This is a genomic window from Cytobacillus pseudoceanisediminis (genome assembly GCF_023516215.1).
Taxonomy (GTDB): domain Bacteria; phylum Bacillota; class Bacilli; order Bacillales; family Cytobacillaceae; genus Cytobacillus; species Cytobacillus pseudoceanisediminis.
In genome coordinates, this window is record NZ_CP097349.1 from 2328405 (window position 1) to 2347245 (window position 18841).

Below are 18841 nucleotides of genomic sequence, written 5' to 3' on the forward strand. Positions count from 1 at the left end.
ACGCACTCCCAAAATGGCTTTTCAGTGCATTTTTCTATCCGCCGTATGGCTTTTGATTTCCGTTTCCCTAACCCTTGCGAATCAAATCAAGTTATTCGAAAAAGTATCCGAGGAACTTTTTAACTCTTGATGTGATTTTTTCTTCCGGCTGTTTTTCCGGCTTTGTTTTCGGTTGCGGTTGCGGTTTTTGCACTCGTTTTTCTTTAGCTTCAGGGACAGTCACTGGCTGCTCCATTTTTCTGCCCTGTATTTTAGCATTCTTATATGCGAACTTAATCAATCCAACAGCAGTCGTATACTGCGGTTCCCTCACGCCAATATAATCAGGGATTGCGATACGCACTCTATTTTGGAATATATCCTGTGCCAGTTCAAGAATTCCCTGGGTATTAGCTACGCCTCCAGATAGTACATAGCCCCCTGGAAGATCTTTTGCTCCAAGACGTTTCACTTCGTGCTGGATAAGATCAAAAATCTCTTCCATCCGGGCTTCAATAATATCTGAAATTTCCAATTGATTAAATTGCTGATGCTGATCGCTTCCGATGATGGGAACACTGAATACCTCATCTTCAGATGCATGGTCATAGAACGCGTAGCCATATTTTGTTTTGATTTTTTCTGCATCTTCTGTAGATGTGCGGAGTCCGATAGATAAGTCTTTTGTGATATGGTCTCCCCCTACAGGAAGCACACTGGTTGCCTTTAATGATCCATTTTCAAATATGGCAATAGTTGTGGAGCCGCCGCCAATATCAACAAGTGCAACTCCCAGATTTTTCTCATCTTTTGAAAGAGCGAATGCACCTGCTGCCAGAGGCTGAAGCGAAATATCCATGATTTCAAGGCCAGCGCGTTCAACACAGCGCAGGGTGTTATGTAAAATCGTTTTCGATCCTGTAATAATGGTGCCTTCCATTTCCAGCCGCACACCAATCATTCCGCGGGGATCACTGATCTCGTCCAATCCGTCAACGATAAACTGTTTTGGAATGACATCAATAATATCTCTTTCCGGCGGGATCGATACAACTTGTGCCGCGTCTATGACTCTAGCAACATCTTCGTCTGTAATTTCCCTATTTTCACTCGAGACTGCAACAACACCATGGGATGGCTGAAGCATAACATGATTGCCGGTAATTCCTACAATCACATTCTTTATCTCCATTCCTATCATTCTCTCAGCCTGTTCGATTGCCTTTTTAATAGAATGAACGGTTTCGTCTATGTCAACAATGGAACCCTTGCGTAACCCTTCTGACTGTACATTGCCAACACCAATAATATTTAAAGAGTCATTGACCATTTCCCCAATGATTACTTTTACACTGGATGTACCGATGTCAAGACTAACATATATTTCATTGCTGTTCATTCTCTGGCACCTCCTTTTTTTGCAATTCCGATTATTGAACAACAATCTTTTCTTGCTGTTGTTTGTTTTAATAAGTTAGTTTATCTATAAAATTATTCGTCAAAACTAATACTTTCCCTTTTTTAAATATCATTTTTTTCTGTTTTTTCTCTGTTTTGGGACCATTTTGCGATTAAAATTCTTCTGATGACCGCAATATTTTGGAAAAGCCTGACCCCAAAAGCAAATACTGCTGCTAAGTACAAGTCTACACCAAGATGGACACCCAGAAAAGCTAAACTTGCTGCCAGCAGGATGTTAAAAAAGAAACCGGAAACGAAAACTTTTTCATCATAAATATTTTGAAGCTGCGCCCTGATCCCTCCGAATAGAGTATCCAATGCAGCAAGAACAGCAATGGAAAGATAATTCGAGTATTCATCCGGCACTTTTATATCTGTCATAAGTCCAAGTATCACACCAATGATCAATCCTAAAACAGGAAGCCACATTATGATTTGCCTCCTTCGTCAGGTTTCACAGGCTCCATATGTCTGATTCTCAATGCCTCATCATATGCAGGAATCGTGACAGGCTCTGCAGACTTTTCCACCTTAACCCTCAGATTGTCAATGAAAAATTCTTCGGCAGTATTTGATACTTGCATGCGATTAAAAAGCTTCTCGGCAGATTGGGTATTCTCAGTTATTACTTTCACTTCTATAGGCAGGCGATTTAAGGCAAATCCATCTATCATGGTCTCACTGTTGATATCCCTTATGACTGTCGTGTTGATGATCCTTCTGCCTCCAATGGAAATGTGCTTGGCATCATACATATTTAACTCATTGACAAGCCTCTTGAGCAAATCCGGGGAAACAGAATCAGCCTGTTTGCCCAGAAGAAGCTCCTCATGCACCGGTTCAATGCTTATGATTATGCCTGGTCCCGTCACTTCACTTAGTCCGGCTTCCATTTTTAATTCTTCCAGCGTATCACGAAGCACTTGCTCTTTGCTTTGTTTGCGCTTTGTTTCATATTGGGCAATTTTTTCTTCATTTGAACTAATTTCCCGCAAAAGTTTTAATTGCAGTTCTTTTTCTTTAAGGATGTCACCTCTAAGCTGCCAGGTATCCCTTGTATCCCGGACAGCCGGTTCCTTAACTGTTTGAAACTGTATGGCAATCATAAAGCCAATTATTACGGTTATAAAGGTAAAGCTGAATTTCTTCTTGCTGTCCACTTTAATTCCACCTTGCTTTCCCGAATAAATTATTCTGTGGACAAATTAATACTGCTTACAATGCTGGATTGGCTTTACGAACCCAGTAATGGTTCCATGATGATTTCGCCCTTTTTTCTAATGTGAAATGGATGTTTTCATCCACCAATGTGTCTTTTACTCCGCCTGTCAGATTCAGAGCAGAGGAAAGCACCTCGTCATCACCAATGGCAGTGATGACAAAAGGGGCGGGATGCTGGTAGCCGTCAACTTCTATAACAGGCCCATTGCAAACAATATAGGAACTGTGTGATAATCTTTGGCCATTTATAGCTACTGCGGAAGCTCCGGAAATATAGAGTTCATTAATAACCTTAAAAACATGGTGTTCATGGACGATATAATTGTTAATATTATCTTCATCCGGATCGTAGTCACCGTCTGCCAGAGTTACTTCCACTCCTGTACCTTTTACTTTTACTTTACCAAGATGCATCCTGTACTTCTCAGCATCCTCGGCAAGATTAAAATAAACCTGGGCTTCCTGTGAAAGCTCTTTTTCAATGTCAAGAACGTTTTCCTGTTTTGTATTTAATTCTTTTTGAAGAGCTCTGTTTTTTCCTCCAATTCGACAAGCTGATTACGAAGTTCCAAATCTCTTTCCCACTGTTTTCCGCTTAATGCCGGCTTTTCATCTTCTCCCTGTGTAAGGTGATAGGAAAAAGCCATCATGTAACCCAGTACGAGAAACACCAGGGAGAATATTACATGATTACCCTTCACCTTCATTTTCTTTTTCAACTTCTTCAGCTCCCTCTGTTTCATAAGCTTTAAAATAAGAGCCTACTTCCAAGTCGATGATTCCTTTTTTCTCAGGATCCAGCTGGCTTATGATAGAAGGGTAGTGTGCCATTTTTTCTGAAAAGCTTCTTAAAGTAGCACTTACTTCAAAACCATCATTCATATACAAAGTAATATGGTTGGAATCTGTCTTTTTGGGAGAATGATGGATTTCGGAAATCGAATTTAACACCTCTTCAGGCAGTGATTCAAGCTCCCCAATCATCATGTTAAGGATGTCGCCCTCAGAAAAGTCATTAAGGATGGGAGCGTTGACAGGGATTTCCGCAACCTTTTCATCCTTTAATATGCTCCCATTCTCCATAACAGGAAGGTAATGCTTCTCTTTCGCTATGTAGGCAATGCGCTTCAGTTCATCTACCTGTATATTAATTGTGCTTGGCAGCTGAATTTTAACAGTTGAAGATTTTATTTCAGGCAGTTCTTTAAGCTTACCCTCAATAGCCTCTTCGTCAACCTTCCAAATATTTGTTTTTTCAGTAACACCGCTAATTTGAATAATTTCTTCTTTATCGTAAATTGAATTGCCGGATACCTTAATTTGTTTAATATGGCTTAAGGGCGATTGAAAGTAAATAACTAAAACAATCAGCGAGAAAAAAGCAGCAGCAAAAAGATCAGTCTTCTGTTCGCTTTCTTCTTTCTTTGCTGTTTAAGCTTCGGTATTCGATCCTCAAGCGAGACAACCTTACTTTTCTCCACTTTTATCACCCCATTAAGAAAAGCACAAGCGCCTTGCCCACCCCCGACAACTCGAGGGGATAGGCGCTGGAGCTAGACAGTTATAGAAGTTTAGAGTATACCTTCATATTTTTTCAGAATAGCGCAAGGACAATAAATTAAAACAAAGCAGCTTGTCCAGCAAAATTTATGCAATACTGAATTAGGGAAGAGAACGGCATGTAAACCATGCCGTTTTTACTACATTTACTGTTATCTAATAAATTATTATATCACAATAAATGGTATACGTAAGGTATTATTCCCCGTTACTTTCGACCGATTATTTCCACTTCTGTCTCCATCTTTACTCCATACAAATCAAAGATTGTATCCTTAATATGCTGAATTAATGCAAGTACATCTTCCGCTTTGGCATCTCCCGCATTTACGATGAAATTCCCATGCATATTGGAAATTTGCGCACCGCCGATGCTATGGCCCTTCATTCCGGCTTTTTCTATCAGCTGGCCAGCATATTCCGGAAGCGGGTTACGGAAAATACTGCCTGCACATGGGTAGTTCCAAGGCTGGGTTTCCTTTCTGTAATCCTTATTTTTTTGCATTGCAGAGGAAATTTTTCCCTGTCTCCCTCTGTAAGCCGGAAAACGGCCTCCAGAACAATACCCGGACGTTTCTTTTGAAGGACGGATGTTCTATAAGAGAATTCCATTTCTTCGTTCGTGAGCCATTCCATCTTCCCATCTTCGAAAAGAACATGTGCTCTGGTCAGGATCTGCGAAATATCAGAACCGTGAGCACCAGCGTTCATATAAACTGCTCCGCCTACAGACCCCGGAATTCCGCTGGCAAATTCAAGACCTGACAAGCCTTTTTTGCTGATAATTGTGGAGAGGGCAACCAATGAATAACCCCCGCCTGCTCTTAATTCCGCACCATTAAGATCCAGTTGATCCATGCCGCGGCCCAACTTAATGACCACTCCTTCTATGCCTCCATCAGATACGAGCAAATTAGATCCTCTTCCAATTGCTCTCCATTTCATTTCATAGCTCTGGATCAGTTCCATCGCTTTTGCCAGGTTTTCTATGGAAGAAGGCTCAATAAACAAATCGGCGGGTCCGCCAATTTTCATTGTTGTATGATTAGCCATCGGCTCATTTTCTTTAACTGTTCCGATGTTTAATTCTCTAAGCTTGCTGATAAATTCGTCCATATTTACCTCCCTTTCTATTGATCTGTGCCTAAATTTATTTATTCTATGCAAATTTACTATTTGGGGCTACTTCACCTTATTGGAAACCAATTCGGCCATTAATGTGTATAGCCTATTTGAAGCATCACGGATTCCAAGTTTTTTTGAAGCTTCCTTCATGTTACTCATCTTATCTTTATCGAGAATGATTCGGTCGATGCTGTCAATAAGCTTTTTCCCTGTTAACTCTTTTTCAAGCAATAGTTCTGCAGCACCATGGTCGCTTAGCGCCCTTGCATTTTTCTCCTGGTGGTTATTTGTTACATATGGGCTTGGGATTAAAATGCTCGGAATTCCTAAAGAGGTAATCTCTGCCAAAGTTGTGGCTCCAGCACGTGACACGACCAGGTCTGCTCCGGCCAGCACTTCTGGCATATTGTGAATAAATGGTTTAATCATTACATTTTCAGGGCTTCCGACCAGTTCTATTTCTTTTTGTACATCCTCATAATGGACGTCCCCTGTGATATATAAAACCTGATATGGCTTTTCACCCAGCTCAGCCAGAGTTTTTAGAACTGCATCATTAATTGGCCTTGCCCCTCTGCTGCCTCCAAAGATTAACACAGCAGGGACACCCGTTTTTAATCCTGCTGATAGTCTCCCCTGATCCCATCCTGTCCCAGCACCTCTGAAGCACGAGGATTTCCTGTCATGACTGTTTTAGTATCCGGAAAAAAGCCTTTGCTTCTTCAAAGCAGACTGCGATTTTATCAACATATCTGCTTAAAAACTTATTGGTTAATCCCGGGACGCTGTTTTGCTCATGGATTATGGTTGGGATGCCAAGCTTTGATGCAGCATATACAACAGGACCACAAACATAACCGCCGGTGCCGATCACGACATCCGCATTAAATTCCTTAAGCATCTTTTTACTTTCACGAACGCCTTTCAGGAACCTTAAAACAGTTTTAACATTTTCCAAAGAAAGTTTTCTTTTAAAACCCGTTATATGTATTGATTTAAAAGGGATATTTTCACGATTGACAATCGTATTTTCAAGCCCTTTTTCAGTTCCAATATATAAAAATTCGGCATCTTTATGTTCTTTCTTTATTTGTCTTATAAGCGCAAGTGCCGGATATATATGTCCGCCAGTTCCTCCGCCGCTAACAGCAATTTTCATTCTTTCACCTCAAAAAAGAGTCTAATTATCAAAGAAATCAAAGCTTTATTTTATGAACAAATATAAAGCTTACAGATTTAGTGAAGGTCATCCAGCGTTCGAGCGGAAAACACTCCCCCTCTTTTCCCTATTCTACTATATTCAAAACAAATAGATAGGAACGTACATCATAATGTTAAAGAAATGTAATAATGTGCAAAATTGCAAAGAAGTTTGATAATTCTTCTATGCTGGATAAATTATTTCTTCCAAAAAAGAAACCCTGCTTCACAGGGTTTCCGAAATGCATGTTATAAAATGCGCTAGTACCTTGCATATCTGCTTATATTAAGCAGAACCCCTATAGCCATGAGCATCAGTGTCAAAGACGATCCCCCGTAGCTCAGAAACGGAAGTGTGATGCCAGTAACAGGCATCAGTCCTGTTACTACACCAATATTTATCATTACCTGAATAGCGACCATTGCTATGATCCCAACAGCCAAGAAACTCCCATATAAATCAGGGGCGCCCAGTGCTATGCGGATGCCGCGCCATAAAAGAAGTGCAAATAATAAAATGACAAAGGATCCGCCTATAAATCCCAGTTCCTCAGCTAAAATAGCAAAGATAAAATCTGTCTGCGGCTCAGGAAGATAAAAAAACTTCTGTCTGCTCTGTCCAAGGCCAAGGCCAAACAATCCTCCAGGCCCTATTGCATATAAGGATTGGATAATCTGAAATCCGCTGCCCAGAGGATCTTCCCATGGGTCTAAAAATGAAGTAATCCGCTTTATCCTGTATGGGGCTGACAGAACAAGTGCGACAAATCCGGCTAAACCTGCAACGCCAAACCAGACAAAGTGGCTGATCCTCGCTCCCGCGATAAAAATCATGACGACGCAAGTACCCACCATTACAGTTCCAGTGCCTAAATCAGGCTGCAGCATTATTAATCCAAATGCTAAAAATACAAGCCCTAAAGATGGAACAAGACCTTTTCTGAAAGAGGTGATCAGCTTTTGTTTTTCGGAGAGGAATTTTGCCATAAACACAATCATGGCAAGCTTCATAAACTCGGAAGGCTGAACAGAAAATGCTCCTACACCAATCCAGCTCCGCGAGCCATTTCGCACATTGCCGATTCCCGGAATGAGCACCAGGAGCAAAAGTACAAAACAGACAATGATTAAAACCTTTGCCCATGTTCTCCAGGTCCAATAATCCACATTCATGATAAAAAACATCGCAATAATTCCAACTCCGGCAAAAAGCATTTGCCTTTTCGCAAAAAAGAAAGAATCATCAAATTTATAATCTGCCCAAATTGCACTTGCACTATATACCATAGTCAATCCTACAGCAAGCAGCATAAAAGTGACGATCATTAATATAACATCGGGAGTGGTTTTTTTGGTCGGCAACGAAAACACCTCGAATGCAAGTTTTAGGGCTATCAAGGAACTTTTTCCTGCCGCAAATAAACTTACCTGTTTTCCGGAAGTCTTATTGCGTTCCTTATTAAAGCTCTAAATGTCACGCGAAGCAGATGTATGCCTTTGCTGAAGTTCCCATAGTCCCGCAGACAAGCCCTTAATTAAGCTTATGCACCGCATCTATAAACATGTCTCCCCGAACCTCAAAAGTTTTATATTGGTCCCAGCTTGCACAAGCAGGAGAAAGCAGAATCACATCTCCTGGCTCTGAAAGCTTAAAGGCGGCAGGTACGGCTTTTTCAACATTATCGACACGCTCAATTGTTTTTATTCCCGCTTCCATCGCTGCATTTTCAATCTTTTCAGCTGTTTGTCCAAAGGTTACAAGAGCTTTTACCTTTTTGAGAGATGGGATGAGTTCATCAAAGCCATTTCCGCGGTCAAGACCGCCTGCAAGAAGAATGACAGGCTGATCAAATGCTGACACTGCATTCTTCGTTGCTAAAATGTTCGTTGCTTTAGAATCATTATAAAATTTCCTGCTCTGGTATTCGCCTACATACTGCAGGCGGTGTTTGACTCCGGTAAACGAACTTAGAACTTGGCTAATGGCTTCATTCCCGACACCGGTCAGCTTGGCAGCAGCCACTGAGGACAGGATATTCTCAAGATTGTGCTCTCCCGGCAATGAAACATCTTTTCTTTTCATCACTTGTTCATCATTAAAATAAATCCAGCCATCTTTGACATATGCCCCTTCAGACAGGACTCTGGAAGTTGAAAAAGGTATTATTTTCGCCTCTGACCGTGCAGCGGCTTCCATTACTTTATCTTGATCGGCATTGACTATGAAATAATCCTTTTCAGTCTGATTCATCGTAATATTGGCTTTGGCTGCATGATACTCTTCTCTAGTACCATGATAATCCAAATGGGCATCATATAAATTTGTTAAAATGGCGATTCTCGGCCTGAAATCCTGAATACCCATCAGCTGAAACGATGAAAGCTCAATCACGATATTATTTTCTTCTGCAGCATTCTGGGCAACCTCGGAAGCTACTGTTCCAATATTTCCTGCTATCAGCGGCATTTTGCTTCCTGCCTGAAGCATTTCAAACACAAGAGTAGTTGTGGTGGTTTTTCCATTGGTACCTGTAATCGCAATAAAAGGAGCTTCAGAGACCTGAAAGGCAAGCTCCACCTCTGTAATGACCGGTATGCCCTTTTCAAGAGCTCCTTTTATCATTGGATTATGGTAAGGAATACCCGGATTTTTTACAATCAGCTCGAACCCCTCTTCCAGAAGTTCAATTGGATGGCCCCCGCATATAACCGTAATCCCTTGTTCAAGCAGTCCTTGAGCTTCAGGATTTTCCGCAAGAGGCTTAAAATCGTTAACAGTTACAAATGCTCCAAGCTTATGTAAAAGGGAAGCTGCACTCACTCCGCTTTTGGCCAGACCCAGTACTAATATTTTTTTATGTCGATAGCGATTGACTTCTTTCACTTACACCCACACCTCAATATAGATTCCTAAGATTGCAAATAATAGGCCTACGGTCCAGAATGTAACGACAACACGCCATTCTGACCAGCCCACCAATTCATAATGATGATGGAGCGGGCTCATACGGAAGATCCGCTTCCCGGTGGTCTTAAAAGATGCCACCTGTAAAATAACAGATAATGTTTCAATAACAAAAACACCGCCGATAATAATCAGGATGATTTCAAGTTTTGTCAAGATGGCTATGGTCGCAATAGCCCCTCCCAAAGCCAGTGATCCTGTATCTCCCATAAACACCTTTGCAGGGTGGGCATTAAAGACAAGGAAACCCAATACCGCTCCCACTACAGCTACAGAAAAAATGGAAACTTCAAATTGGGATTGATTCCATGCCAGTACTGCAAATGCTCCAAAAGCGATTGCAGCAGTTCCTGAAACAAGACCATCAAGTCCATCTGTCAGATTGACAGCATTCGAGAATCCGACCAGCCAGAAAATAATAAATAAAACATACCACCAGCCCAAATCAATCGAAATGTCTGTCAGCGGAATATGCACTTCTGTTGAAAAATCATTTTGCTTGAAAACAAAATAAAAAATAACAGAAATAATGATTTGGCCCAGCAGCTTTTGCTTTGAAGTCAGACCTAAGTTGCGCTTTAATACTACTTTAATAAAGTCATCAAGAAAACCGAGGAGTCCAAAGCCCAGGGTAACCAGCAGCAGCAAATAAGTTTCTACAGTAGGCCCTGAAAATTTCCCGGTCATAAGCAAAGTGGTCACCGTAACAGAAAGAAGAATCATGATTCCGCCCATTGTCGGGGTACCTGTCTTTTTCTGATGGGATTTAGGGCCTTCTTCACGGATGCTCTGCCCGAATTTCAGTCTTCTCAGGAAGGGAATAAAAATGGGAGACAGCAAAACAGTTATTAAAAAGCCTGCCAATATTGTGAAAAAAATAACTTGCTCCATCATACTTATCCCCTCCTTTCCCGCTTGGCATTTCCTGCAGCTTCCGCTAATCTTTCAGCCATCACAGCAATATCATATGTTGCTTCGTTTTCTTTAAGACTTTTTTCACCTGAAATAAGGAAATTAGTTGTGTTCATCTTTTCTTCTGATTTGTTTAATTTTTCTATATATAATTTCATGATGTCCTTTAAGCCTTTCGTTAAGTCGTTAGTATAAAAAATAGGGAAATGATTAGGGGTATATGCCGGCGTCTCTGCATTCTCATGCCAGAGAGCAGCAACAGCCCCATTTTCTATAGCTTCTTTCAGATTTCCGGCCTCTCCAAAAGGAATATAAATTCCTTTTGGCTGCAGAGCGGAAGAGGAGGAAGCGACCGTATGAAATTCAAGCTCATTATCCTTTATCCCTTTTACGGACGGAAACAATACCGCTAAATCCCGATACATCAAATACATTTTATCGCTCCTCTATAGCCTCTTTTGCGACAAGACGGTCATCAAAGTCGAAAACCTGGTTCCCTACCTGCTGATATGTCTCATGGCCCTTGCCAGCTATTAAAATAACGTCTCCTTTACTGGCATTTTTCACGGCATAGTGAATGGCCTCTTTTCGATCGGCGATTGTTTTATAACTTTCACCTTTTACTCCCTCTTCCATATCCCTAAGGATTTGGATTGGGTCTTCACTTCGGGGATTATCAGAAGTAAAGATTGGGTCTGTACTGTACTGGCATGCAATTTCAGCCATTAGCGGCCGCTTGGATCTGTCCCTGTCTCCTCCGCATCCCACGATGGTAAAAATGCGTTTCAGGGCAAATTGCTTTACCGTTTCCAAAGCATTTTTCAGGCTGTCAGGAGTATGTGAATAATCAACAATCACAGAAAAATCCTGACCTGCATCTACGGTTTCAAATCTGCCTGCTACGCCTTTAACTTCTTCAGCAGATTTGATGATTTGCGAGATTGATATCCCTGAAGCGATCCCTGCACCTATGCTGGCAAGGACATTATAGATGCTGAATTTGCCTATCATTTTCAGAGAAACTTTATGCTTTCCAAATGGAGAGATTAAGTCAAATTCTGTCCCGCCAGAAGTCATCTGAATATTAATTGCCCGAAGGTCAGCTTCCTGATCAATTCCATAGGAAATGACATGAGCTGCCGTCGATTTTTCATATTCTGCAGAAGCAGGGTCATCTGAGTTTAAAATGGCATATTTCGGCTCTTCATGATTATAGGAGCTTCCGAGCTGGGCAAAAAGCAGCCCTTTTGCTCTCCTGTATTCATCCATTGTTTTGTGATAATCCAGATGATCCTGAGTCAGGTTTGTAAATACGGCTATATTAAAATCACACCCATGAATGCGTCCTTCATCAAGTGCATGTGAAGACACTTCCATTACGGCTGAATCTACACCTGCATCTGCCATTTTTCTAAATGTGCTTTGCAGAGTCAAACTTTCAGGAGTGGTATTTTTCACTTCAAAGGTTTCATCGGCAATCTTCGTATACATCGTGCCAATTAAGCCGGTTTTTCTTCCTGCATCAGCAAGGATCTTCTCTATTAAATGGCTTGTTGTTGTTTTGCCATTGGTTCCTGTTATGCCAATTAAATGAAGCTGCTTGCTCGGCTGTCCATAAAAAGCATCAGCCAGCACAGCCATGGCCCGTTTTGTATTCTTTACCACTATAACCGGGATATCCAAATCCAATTCTCTTTGGGCAATGACTGCTGCTGCACCTTTTTTGGCAGCAGAAGCCGCAAAATCGTGGCCATCCACCGTATAGCCCTCAATACAAACAAACAGACTTCCAGGTGTAACTTTCCGGTTATCGTTAACAATCGCTGTAATTTCCGGGTTTTCCCCTTTAAAAGTCATATATGGCTGCAAAAATCGCAGCAATTTATGTAATTCCATGTCTACCAATCCTCTCGTGTTAAACAGAACAATCTAATCCTTTTTTACTGCCTCTTGTCATATTCATTTCTAAGTTCTCAAACTAACATTCTATATGATGGCGATATATATTGTACATGATAATTGCTTTTTTAGCTATTTAATATATAGAACCCAAACCCTGAAAGTATGTTGCAGTTTCCTTACAAACAAAAAAATTCAGGCGGCGCAGGATAATGCCGCCCTCAGTCCTATTCTTATTTGTCGTCAAAATACAGCCGGATCGTTGAACCTTCCTTTAACTTGATGCCAGGCTGAGGCGTTTGCTTGACCACTGTATTTCCTGTGCCGCTCGCATCAATTTTCAGGTTAAGGTAGAGCTCACCCAGATCCTTCTTTGTCAGGCCGACCATATCAGGAACTTCAATCATTGGTGAATCCATCCATGTCAGTTCTTTTTCAATTTGATTTTTCCGCGGCTTTACACCCATCGCCCGCAAGCTGTCCCCCATGATCTCTCCGACAATTGGAGCAGCAACTACCCCGCCAAATTGAATAGTTCCTTTTGGATTATCCACAGCCACATAAACAACAAGCTGCGGATCATCTGCAGGTGCGAATCCTATAAATGATACAATATGGTTATTTTCCAGGTAACGGCCGTTTTGCGCTTTTTGTGCAGTTCCAGTTTTACCGCCTACACGGTACCCGTCTACAAAGGCCTTTTTCCCCGACCCTTTTGCCACAACTGATTCAAGCGCTTTTCGGATTTCATCTGATGTTTCCTTTGATATTACTTTTCTCTTTGCATCAGGTGATTTTTTCATTAATATTTCCCCGGTAGCCGGATTAATAAGCTCTTTGGCTATATAAGGGGTATATAATGTTCCCCCATTAACGGCAGCCGAAATGGCTGCTACCTGCTGAATCGGAGTCACAGAAACTCCCTGTCCAAAAGCAGTAGTTGCCTGCTCAACTGGGCCAACCCGGTCGAGATTAAATAGAATCCCTTTCCCTTCGCCCTGCAGGTCGATACCGGTCTTTTCTCCGAATCCAAAGTCGCGGATGTATTTAAACAGTTTATCTTTGCCTAATCGCTCACCGAGCTCTACAAAACCAGGGTTACAGGAATTCTGAACTACTTCCAAATAAGTCTGGCTGCCATGGCCGCCCTTTTTCCAGCATCTTAGTCTTGCACCGCCAACTTCAACAGATCCCGGATCATGAAAATGATCCTTTTCCAAGTCTACCTTGCCCTCTTCTAACGCAGCTGCCAGAGTGATGATTTTGAATGTAGAACCAGGCTCGTATGTACTCCAGATTGGCAGGTTGCGGTTGTAAATTTCCGGGGGTACATTCCTAAAATTCGCAGGGTCAAAATCAGGCCTGCTGGCCATGGCAAGAACTTCCCCGTTATTTGGATTCATGGCAATTGCTATTATTCCATCAGGGTTGTATTCAGCCTGAGCAATATCAAGCTCCCTTTCTACGATTGTCTGAATCTTGGAATCGATAGTGAGCTTTAAATCCATACCATCAACCGGCGGCTTGTAGTCATCCGCCATATCGTTCATCCGTTCTCCCTTTGCATTCGCATAAAACTTAACAGATCCTTTTTTTCCTTTTAGTTCTTCATCATAATATAATTCCAGCCCCATAAGACCCTGATTATCAATTCCCGAAAACCCCAAAACATGTGAGAGATAATTCCCGAAAGGGTAATGGCGTTTTGAATCTTCACCAATGTATATGCCTTCAATTTCCAGTGCACGGATTTCTTTCGCTTTTTCATGGGAAATTTTTCGGCCTTCAGGGATTTTCACACTTGATTCTCTTTTGGTGATCAGCTGGTAAGCTTTTTCTTTTGACATATTCAGCACCGCAGCCAATTTCTCTGCAGCATCAGCAGGATCTTTTATTTGCCTGGGTACAACATAGACAGTTGGAGCACTGACATTCGTAGCCAGTGGAATACCGTTGCGGTCGACGATTTCTCCTCTTTCCGGTTCGAAAGGGATGTCTCTGCTCCATAGTTCCTTTGCACCATCTGTAAGCAAATTCCCCAGAAAGAATTGAACATATCCAAGACGCAAATCAATAATAAAAAACGAGAATACCAACAAACAACGCTACAGTCAGCCGTTTTCGAACGGTTACATTTGAAACACGCATGTACGGACGAACCTCCTTAGATTATGGCTCGTTCCAATATATGCTTGTACATAAATGAATAGAACGCACTGCCGCTCATCCGGCAGTACGTTCTAATTTAATCCAGCACTGCTTCCTCTTCTTCCTGCTGCTCTTCTGATTGTGCATTTTCCTCATTATATTTCTCTGCAGGCGGCTCAAGTTCGACGATTAAATAGTCACCTTCCCTGAGTGCAGAACCAGCCTTCAGATTTTGCTTCACCACATATCCGCTTCCTACAGTATTCAGCTTTAAGTCAGCAAGCTTTGCCACCTTCATAACGTCCCTCAGCGACCATCCATTCATATCGGGCACTGTTAAATCGCCTTCAGTCTTTAAGATTACTCGTTCTCCTTCCAGCAAATTGTACATATTTCCAGGGACCTGTCTTTCAACCTTGCTTCCCTTTCCCAGTACAATAGCTTCAAAACCGGACTTTTTCAATTCTGCTTTTGCTTCCTCAACTGTTTTCCCTTCCACTTCAGGTGCCTGTTCAGAGTTCGCCTTCAGTTCCTTTGCCGGCTCGATATTTAAATATTGAAGACTGCTTTTCATAACCGGTGTAAAAATCTTGGAAACCGGCTCTGCACCGTTTGTACTCAGGTCAATATCCGGCTGCTGGACAGCTACATAGATGATCAGTTCAGGATCATCTTTTGGCGCCATGCCTAAAAAGGAGAAGATAAAATTTTCATGCCCAGTTAAATATCCTCCGCCATTTGGGTCAGGGATTTGGGCAGTCCCCGTTTTTCCGGCAACCTTGTAGCCCTCAATATTATACCTTTTGTAACCCGTTCCGTTTTCAGAAGACACAACCGTTTCCAGGATATCCCTTGTTTTCTTGGCCGTTTCTGCTGAAACTGGATTCCCCTTCACTTCCGGCTTTGTTTTTTTTAATACTTCATTTTTATCACCATCAACAATACTGCTGATCACATGAGGCTTCATCATTTTGCCGTCATTTGCAATGGCAGTAGCTGCCTGTACCTGCTGAATCGGCGTAATGGCAGAACCTTGCCCGAATCCGGTAGTTACCTTATCAAGCGGCCACTCGTAAGCTATTTTTCCGCCTGTTTCATTCGGCAGGTCAATTCCAGTTGGATTTTCAAATCCAAACTTTGTTATATATTCCCTGTATTTTTCATAACCAAGCTTCTCTTTAACTATTTTCGCGAAAGCCACGTTCGACGAACGCTGAACGCCTTCAAGGTAAGTAATGGACCCCCAGCCCCGTCCCTGGTTATGGTCGCGTATAGCCGGTGAATTTTCTGTTACTTTATAACTTCCTGATTTATACCATTCATTCGGATCAAATTCTCCCTCCTCAATGGCTGCAGCCAAAGTAAAGATCTTCATAGTTGAGCCGGGCTCAAATGAGTTTTCGATCACTTCATTATGCCACGTCTCTTCAATGCCTTCCTTTGTTTTCGGGTGGAAGGATGGCCTCTGTCCCATTGCCAAAATCTCACCCGTTTTGGCATCCGCGACAACAGCAACCATCTTTTTCGGCTTATACTCTTCGTCTACTTTATTCATGGAATCTTCGAGGAAAGTCTGGATTTTCTTATCGATTGTCAAATACACATCTTTGCCATTTTGAGCCGGCTGGATTTTTTGATCTCCATTTGGAAGGAGATAGCCCCATATATCGCTTTCATAGCTGAACTTTCCATCTTTTCCTGTAAGCACATCATTCAAACTCTGTTCAAGACCCAGCATCCCTACTGTATCGGTCTTATTCGTCTTCGATTTTTTCTTTTCAACATATCCGACTAAATGCGAGGCGAAGACGCCATTTGGGTAGAACCGTTTGGAATCAGTTATGAATGTAATTCCCGGTAAATTCATATCTTCAATTTCTCTTTTTGTCTTTAACGGAAGATCGCGCCCTTCTTTACCAAATTCAACCTGGAATGGCGGGTCCCCTTTTTCTGTTTTCTTCGTTAAGATTCTATATATCTCCGACTCTTCCAGATCGATTGCTTTCGAAAGCGCCGCTGCTGTTTTTTCAGGGTCTTTCACATAATCCGGCTTCATACTTTTGTCAAGGATTGCTACAAGCTTGTAGGAAATAGTATCCTCGGCAATGACTTCACCATTGCGGTCATAGATAGTACCCCTTTTGGCTTGAATTGTCTTTTCACGTTCATATTTTTGCTGAGCTTTTGCCGCAAGTGCATGTCCCGCTGCTTCCCCTGTAACCTGAATGGAAACAAAGCGGAAAATTAATACAAAAAAGAGCAGGCTGAATATTAAAAATAATATCGCTGCTCCAAAATTGATATTTGGCTGTTTCTTCATTAATCTTCCACTACCTTGACATTATTTCCGCTGAATTTAAGTCCCATTTCCTCAGCTTTTTCTTTAATGCGCTCGTATGTACTTAATTCGCCCACTTGCATTTTGAGATCTGTATTCACTTTATTCTGCGTTTGGATTGCTTCTTCTGTTTGCTGAATTTCTTTATTCACTTCGTATATGGCTGCCTGGTTTGAAACCATTTGTACAGCACCAAAACAAACAATGCCAGTGAAAGCAAGTCCCAGTATTTTTTCCCCGGGGGAAAGCCATGACTTTTTTGATAATTTCTTGGGAGCCTGGACGGGCTGGGTTTGGATATCAAATTGTTTTTCTTCTTGAATTTTTCGGGCTAAATTGCTCATAATTCCCCTCCTGTAAATTTTTTATTTATTCTCTACATGAGTATTCGTAATCCCTTAAAGCTTCTCTGCTATTCTCAGTTTAGCGGACCTTGCCCGATTATTGTGTTCCAGCTCTTCTTCTGAAGGCAGAATCGGCTTTCTGTTAATGAGCTTTAAGATTGGTTTATATTCATCTGGAATAATCGGGAGGCCGGGAGGAAGATTTGGTGTTTCACTGGCTTTTTTAAATGCCGCTTTACAAATCCGATCCTCCAGTGAATGAAACGTGATCACGCTGATTCTTCCATTGGGATTTAATATGTCAATAGCCTGGTGAAGAGAATCCTCAAATACACCAAGTTCATCATTAACAGCTATTCTAATGGCCTGAAATACACGCTTGGCGGGATGCCCGCCTTTTCGTCTGGCAGGAGCAGGTATTGCCTCTTTAATCAGCTCAACCAGCTGGCCTGTTGTTTCTATCGGGGAAACTTCCCTGGCCGCTTCAATCTTCCTCGCAATTTGCTTCGAGAATTTCTCTTCTCCGTATCTGAAGAAGATTTTCACAAGTTCACCATATTCCCATCTGTTTACTACGTCATAAGCGGAAATGTCAGCGCCTGTATCCATTCTCATATCAAGCGGGGCATCATTATGATAGCTGAAACCTCTTTCAGGTGTATCCAATTGAGGTGATGAAACGCCAAGGTCATATAAAACACCATCTACTTTTGACACACCCAGGTTTGCAAGCTCTTCCTGAAGATACTTGAAATTACTTTTGATGATCGTAATTCTGTCACCATATTCAGCCAGTTTTTCTTTTGCGTGAGCAATCGCTGTGTCATCCTGGTCAAATGCATACAGCTTTCCCTTTTCAGACAGCTGGGAAAGAATTAATTCGCTGTGGCCTGCACCGCCCAGCGTACAATCCACATACACTCCATCAGGATGGATATTTAAGCCTTCTACTGTTTCTTTTAATAGTACTGTTGTATGTTCAAACATTGTTGTATGAATCCACCTTTCCAATCCGAGAAGCACGAGATGCATTAATGGCACCTGGAGCTAAACAAATATCTTTGTATCATGGGAAATTATATTACTAAAACATTCCCATTATATATCAAACCCAATCATGTTTTCCGCAATATCAGCAAAAGATTCCTCTGATTCTGCAAAATAATCTTCCCAAAGATTTTTGCTCCATATCTCGATCCGATTGGAAACGCCCAGCACTACACATTCTTTTTCCAATTTTGCATATTGCAGAAGAGGGGAAGCAATATTTATTCTTCCTTGTTTATCAATTTCACATTCAGTGGCACCTGAAAAGAAAAAACGGGTAAATGCACGGGCATCTTTTTTGGTAAGCGGAAGGCCCTTTAATTTTTCTTCAAGCTGCCTCCACTCATCCATGGGGTAGCCAAACAAACATTGATCAAGTCCGCGTGTCAAAACAAATGTTTCACCCAAGTTATCACGAAATTTGGATGGCACGATGAGACGGCCTTTATTATCAACGTTGTGATGGAACTCACCCATGAACATACCCACTGCACCCACTTTCTAACTCAAATGTACCACAATCCCCCACTTTCCTCCACATGTTTTTAATTATTCTACCACTTCATATAAAATCCTGCTTCCCATAAGGTATTCCCCCATTTTCCGTTCGTCTTTTTATTACATTTTCTTTAAATTCTTTAC

General features: G+C 41.6%; 12 protein-coding genes and 5 pseudogenes. All 17 read right to left on the reverse strand.

The window, feature by feature from the left end; translation table 11 throughout:
- Positions 1–91 precede the first annotated feature (91 nt).
- A complete protein-coding gene (ftsA, locus tag M5V91_RS12460) occupies positions 92–1378 on the reverse strand; it encodes a cell division protein FtsA (protein ID WP_009330865.1) in 1287 nt (428 codons plus the stop codon).
- 122 nt (positions 1379–1500) lie between these two features.
- Positions 1501–1869 (reverse strand): small basic family protein, encoded by a 369-nt coding sequence (locus tag M5V91_RS12465; protein ID WP_019381715.1) that lies wholly within the window; start codon positions 1867–1869, stop codon positions 1501–1503.
- Positions 1869–2600 (reverse strand): DUF881 domain-containing protein, encoded by a 732-nt coding sequence (locus M5V91_RS12470; protein ID WP_009330870.1) that lies wholly within the window; start codon positions 2598–2600, stop codon positions 1869–1871. The genes M5V91_RS12465 and M5V91_RS12470 overlap by 1 nt, the downstream gene beginning before the upstream one ends.
- Before the next feature lie 74 nt (positions 2601–2674).
- Positions 2675–3404, reverse strand: a pseudogene (locus tag M5V91_RS12475) (DUF881 domain-containing protein).
- Positions 3352–4142, reverse strand: a pseudogene (locus tag M5V91_RS12480) (cell division protein FtsQ/DivIB). The pseudogenes M5V91_RS12475 and M5V91_RS12480 overlap by 53 nt, the downstream one beginning before the upstream one ends.
- 287 nt (positions 4143–4429) lie before the next feature.
- Positions 4430–5337, reverse strand: a pseudogene (gene murB, locus M5V91_RS12485) (UDP-N-acetylmuramate dehydrogenase).
- 66 nt (positions 5338–5403) lie between these two features.
- Positions 5404–6505: pseudogene (gene murG / locus M5V91_RS12490) on the reverse strand (undecaprenyldiphospho-muramoylpentapeptide beta-N-acetylglucosaminyltransferase).
- 302 nt (positions 6506–6807) lie between these two features.
- Positions 6808–7908 (reverse strand): stage V sporulation protein E, encoded by a 1101-nt coding sequence (gene spoVE / locus M5V91_RS12495; protein WP_009330880.1) that lies wholly within the window; start codon positions 7906–7908, stop codon positions 6808–6810.
- 169 nt (positions 7909–8077) lie between these two features.
- Positions 8078–9430, reverse strand: a complete 1353-nt coding sequence (gene murD, locus M5V91_RS12500; RefSeq protein WP_009330883.1) for a UDP-N-acetylmuramoyl-L-alanine--D-glutamate ligase — start codon at positions 9428–9430, stop codon at positions 8078–8080.
- On the reverse strand, positions 9431–10405 hold the full coding sequence (gene mraY, locus M5V91_RS12505; RefSeq protein WP_009330885.1) for a phospho-N-acetylmuramoyl-pentapeptide-transferase: 975 nt from the start codon (positions 10403–10405) through the stop codon (positions 9431–9433). It abuts the gene before it with no gap.
- A 2-nt stretch (positions 10406–10407) separates the two neighbouring features.
- Entirely contained in the window at positions 10408–10857 is a 450-nt protein-coding gene (locus tag M5V91_RS12510; protein WP_009330887.1) for a hypothetical protein, read from the reverse strand.
- A gap of 1 nt (position 10858) precedes the next feature.
- A complete protein-coding gene (locus M5V91_RS12515; RefSeq protein ID WP_019381710.1) occupies positions 10859–12319 on the reverse strand; it encodes a UDP-N-acetylmuramoyl-L-alanyl-D-glutamate--2,6-diaminopimelate ligase in 1461 nt (486 codons plus the stop codon).
- A gap of 236 nt (positions 12320–12555) precedes the next feature.
- Positions 12556–14470, reverse strand: a pseudogene (locus tag M5V91_RS12520) (stage V sporulation protein D).
- A 97-nt stretch (positions 14471–14567) separates the two neighbouring features.
- On the reverse strand, positions 14568–16790 hold the full coding sequence (locus M5V91_RS12525) for a penicillin-binding protein (protein ID WP_019381709.1): 2223 nt from the start codon (positions 16788–16790) through the stop codon (positions 14568–14570).
- Positions 16790–17152 carry a cell division protein FtsL gene (gene ftsL, locus M5V91_RS12530; protein ID WP_009330899.1) on the reverse strand — a complete coding sequence of 121 codons (363 nt, stop codon included), beginning with the start codon at positions 17150–17152 and terminating at the stop codon, positions 16790–16792. The genes M5V91_RS12525 and ftsL overlap by 1 nt, the downstream gene beginning before the upstream one ends.
- 54 nt (positions 17153–17206) lie before the next feature.
- The gene (gene rsmH, locus M5V91_RS12535) at positions 17207–18139 is read right to left on the reverse strand and encodes a 16S rRNA (cytosine(1402)-N(4))-methyltransferase RsmH (RefSeq protein WP_009330901.1); all 933 of its coding nucleotides are present in this window, start codon (positions 18137–18139) and stop codon (positions 17207–17209) included.
- A 111-nt stretch (positions 18140–18250) separates the two neighbouring features.
- Positions 18251–18682, reverse strand: coding sequence for a division/cell wall cluster transcriptional repressor MraZ (gene mraZ, locus M5V91_RS12540; RefSeq protein WP_009330903.1), 432 nt, complete (start codon positions 18680–18682; stop codon positions 18251–18253).
- Positions 18683–18841: the final 159 nt, after the last annotated feature.

What these genes read in the sequence shown, in the direction of transcription:
- ftsL (WP_009330899.1), bottom strand. Translation starts at nt 17,152, where the DNA reads ATGAGCAATTTAGCCCGAAAAATTCAAGAAGAAAAACAATTTGATATC.
- M5V91_RS12465 (WP_019381715.1), bottom strand. Translation starts at nt 1,869, where the DNA reads ATGTGGCTTCCTGTTTTAGGATTGATCATTGGTGTGATACTTGGACTT.
- rsmH (WP_009330901.1), bottom strand. Translation starts at nt 18,139, where the DNA reads ATGTTTGAACATACAACAGTACTATTAAAAGAAACAGTAGAAGGCTTA.
- mraZ (WP_009330903.1), bottom strand. Translation starts at nt 18,682, where the DNA reads ATGTTCATGGGTGAGTTCCATCACAACGTTGATAATAAAGGCCGTCTC.
- M5V91_RS12510 (WP_009330887.1), bottom strand. Translation starts at nt 10,857, where the DNA reads ATGTATTTGATGTATCGGGATTTAGCGGTATTGTTTCCGTCCGTAAAA.
- M5V91_RS12525 (WP_019381709.1), bottom strand. Translation starts at nt 16,790, where the DNA reads ATGAAGAAACAGCCAAATATCAATTTTGGAGCAGCGATATTATTTTTA.
- M5V91_RS12515 (WP_019381710.1), bottom strand. Translation starts at nt 12,319, where the DNA reads ATGGAATTACATAAATTGCTGCGATTTTTGCAGCCATATATGACTTTT.
- mraY (WP_009330885.1), bottom strand. Translation starts at nt 10,405, where the DNA reads ATGATGGAGCAAGTTATTTTTTTCACAATATTGGCAGGCTTTTTAATA.
- ftsA (WP_009330865.1), bottom strand. Translation starts at nt 1,378, where the DNA reads ATGAACAGCAATGAAATATATGTTAGTCTTGACATCGGTACATCCAGT.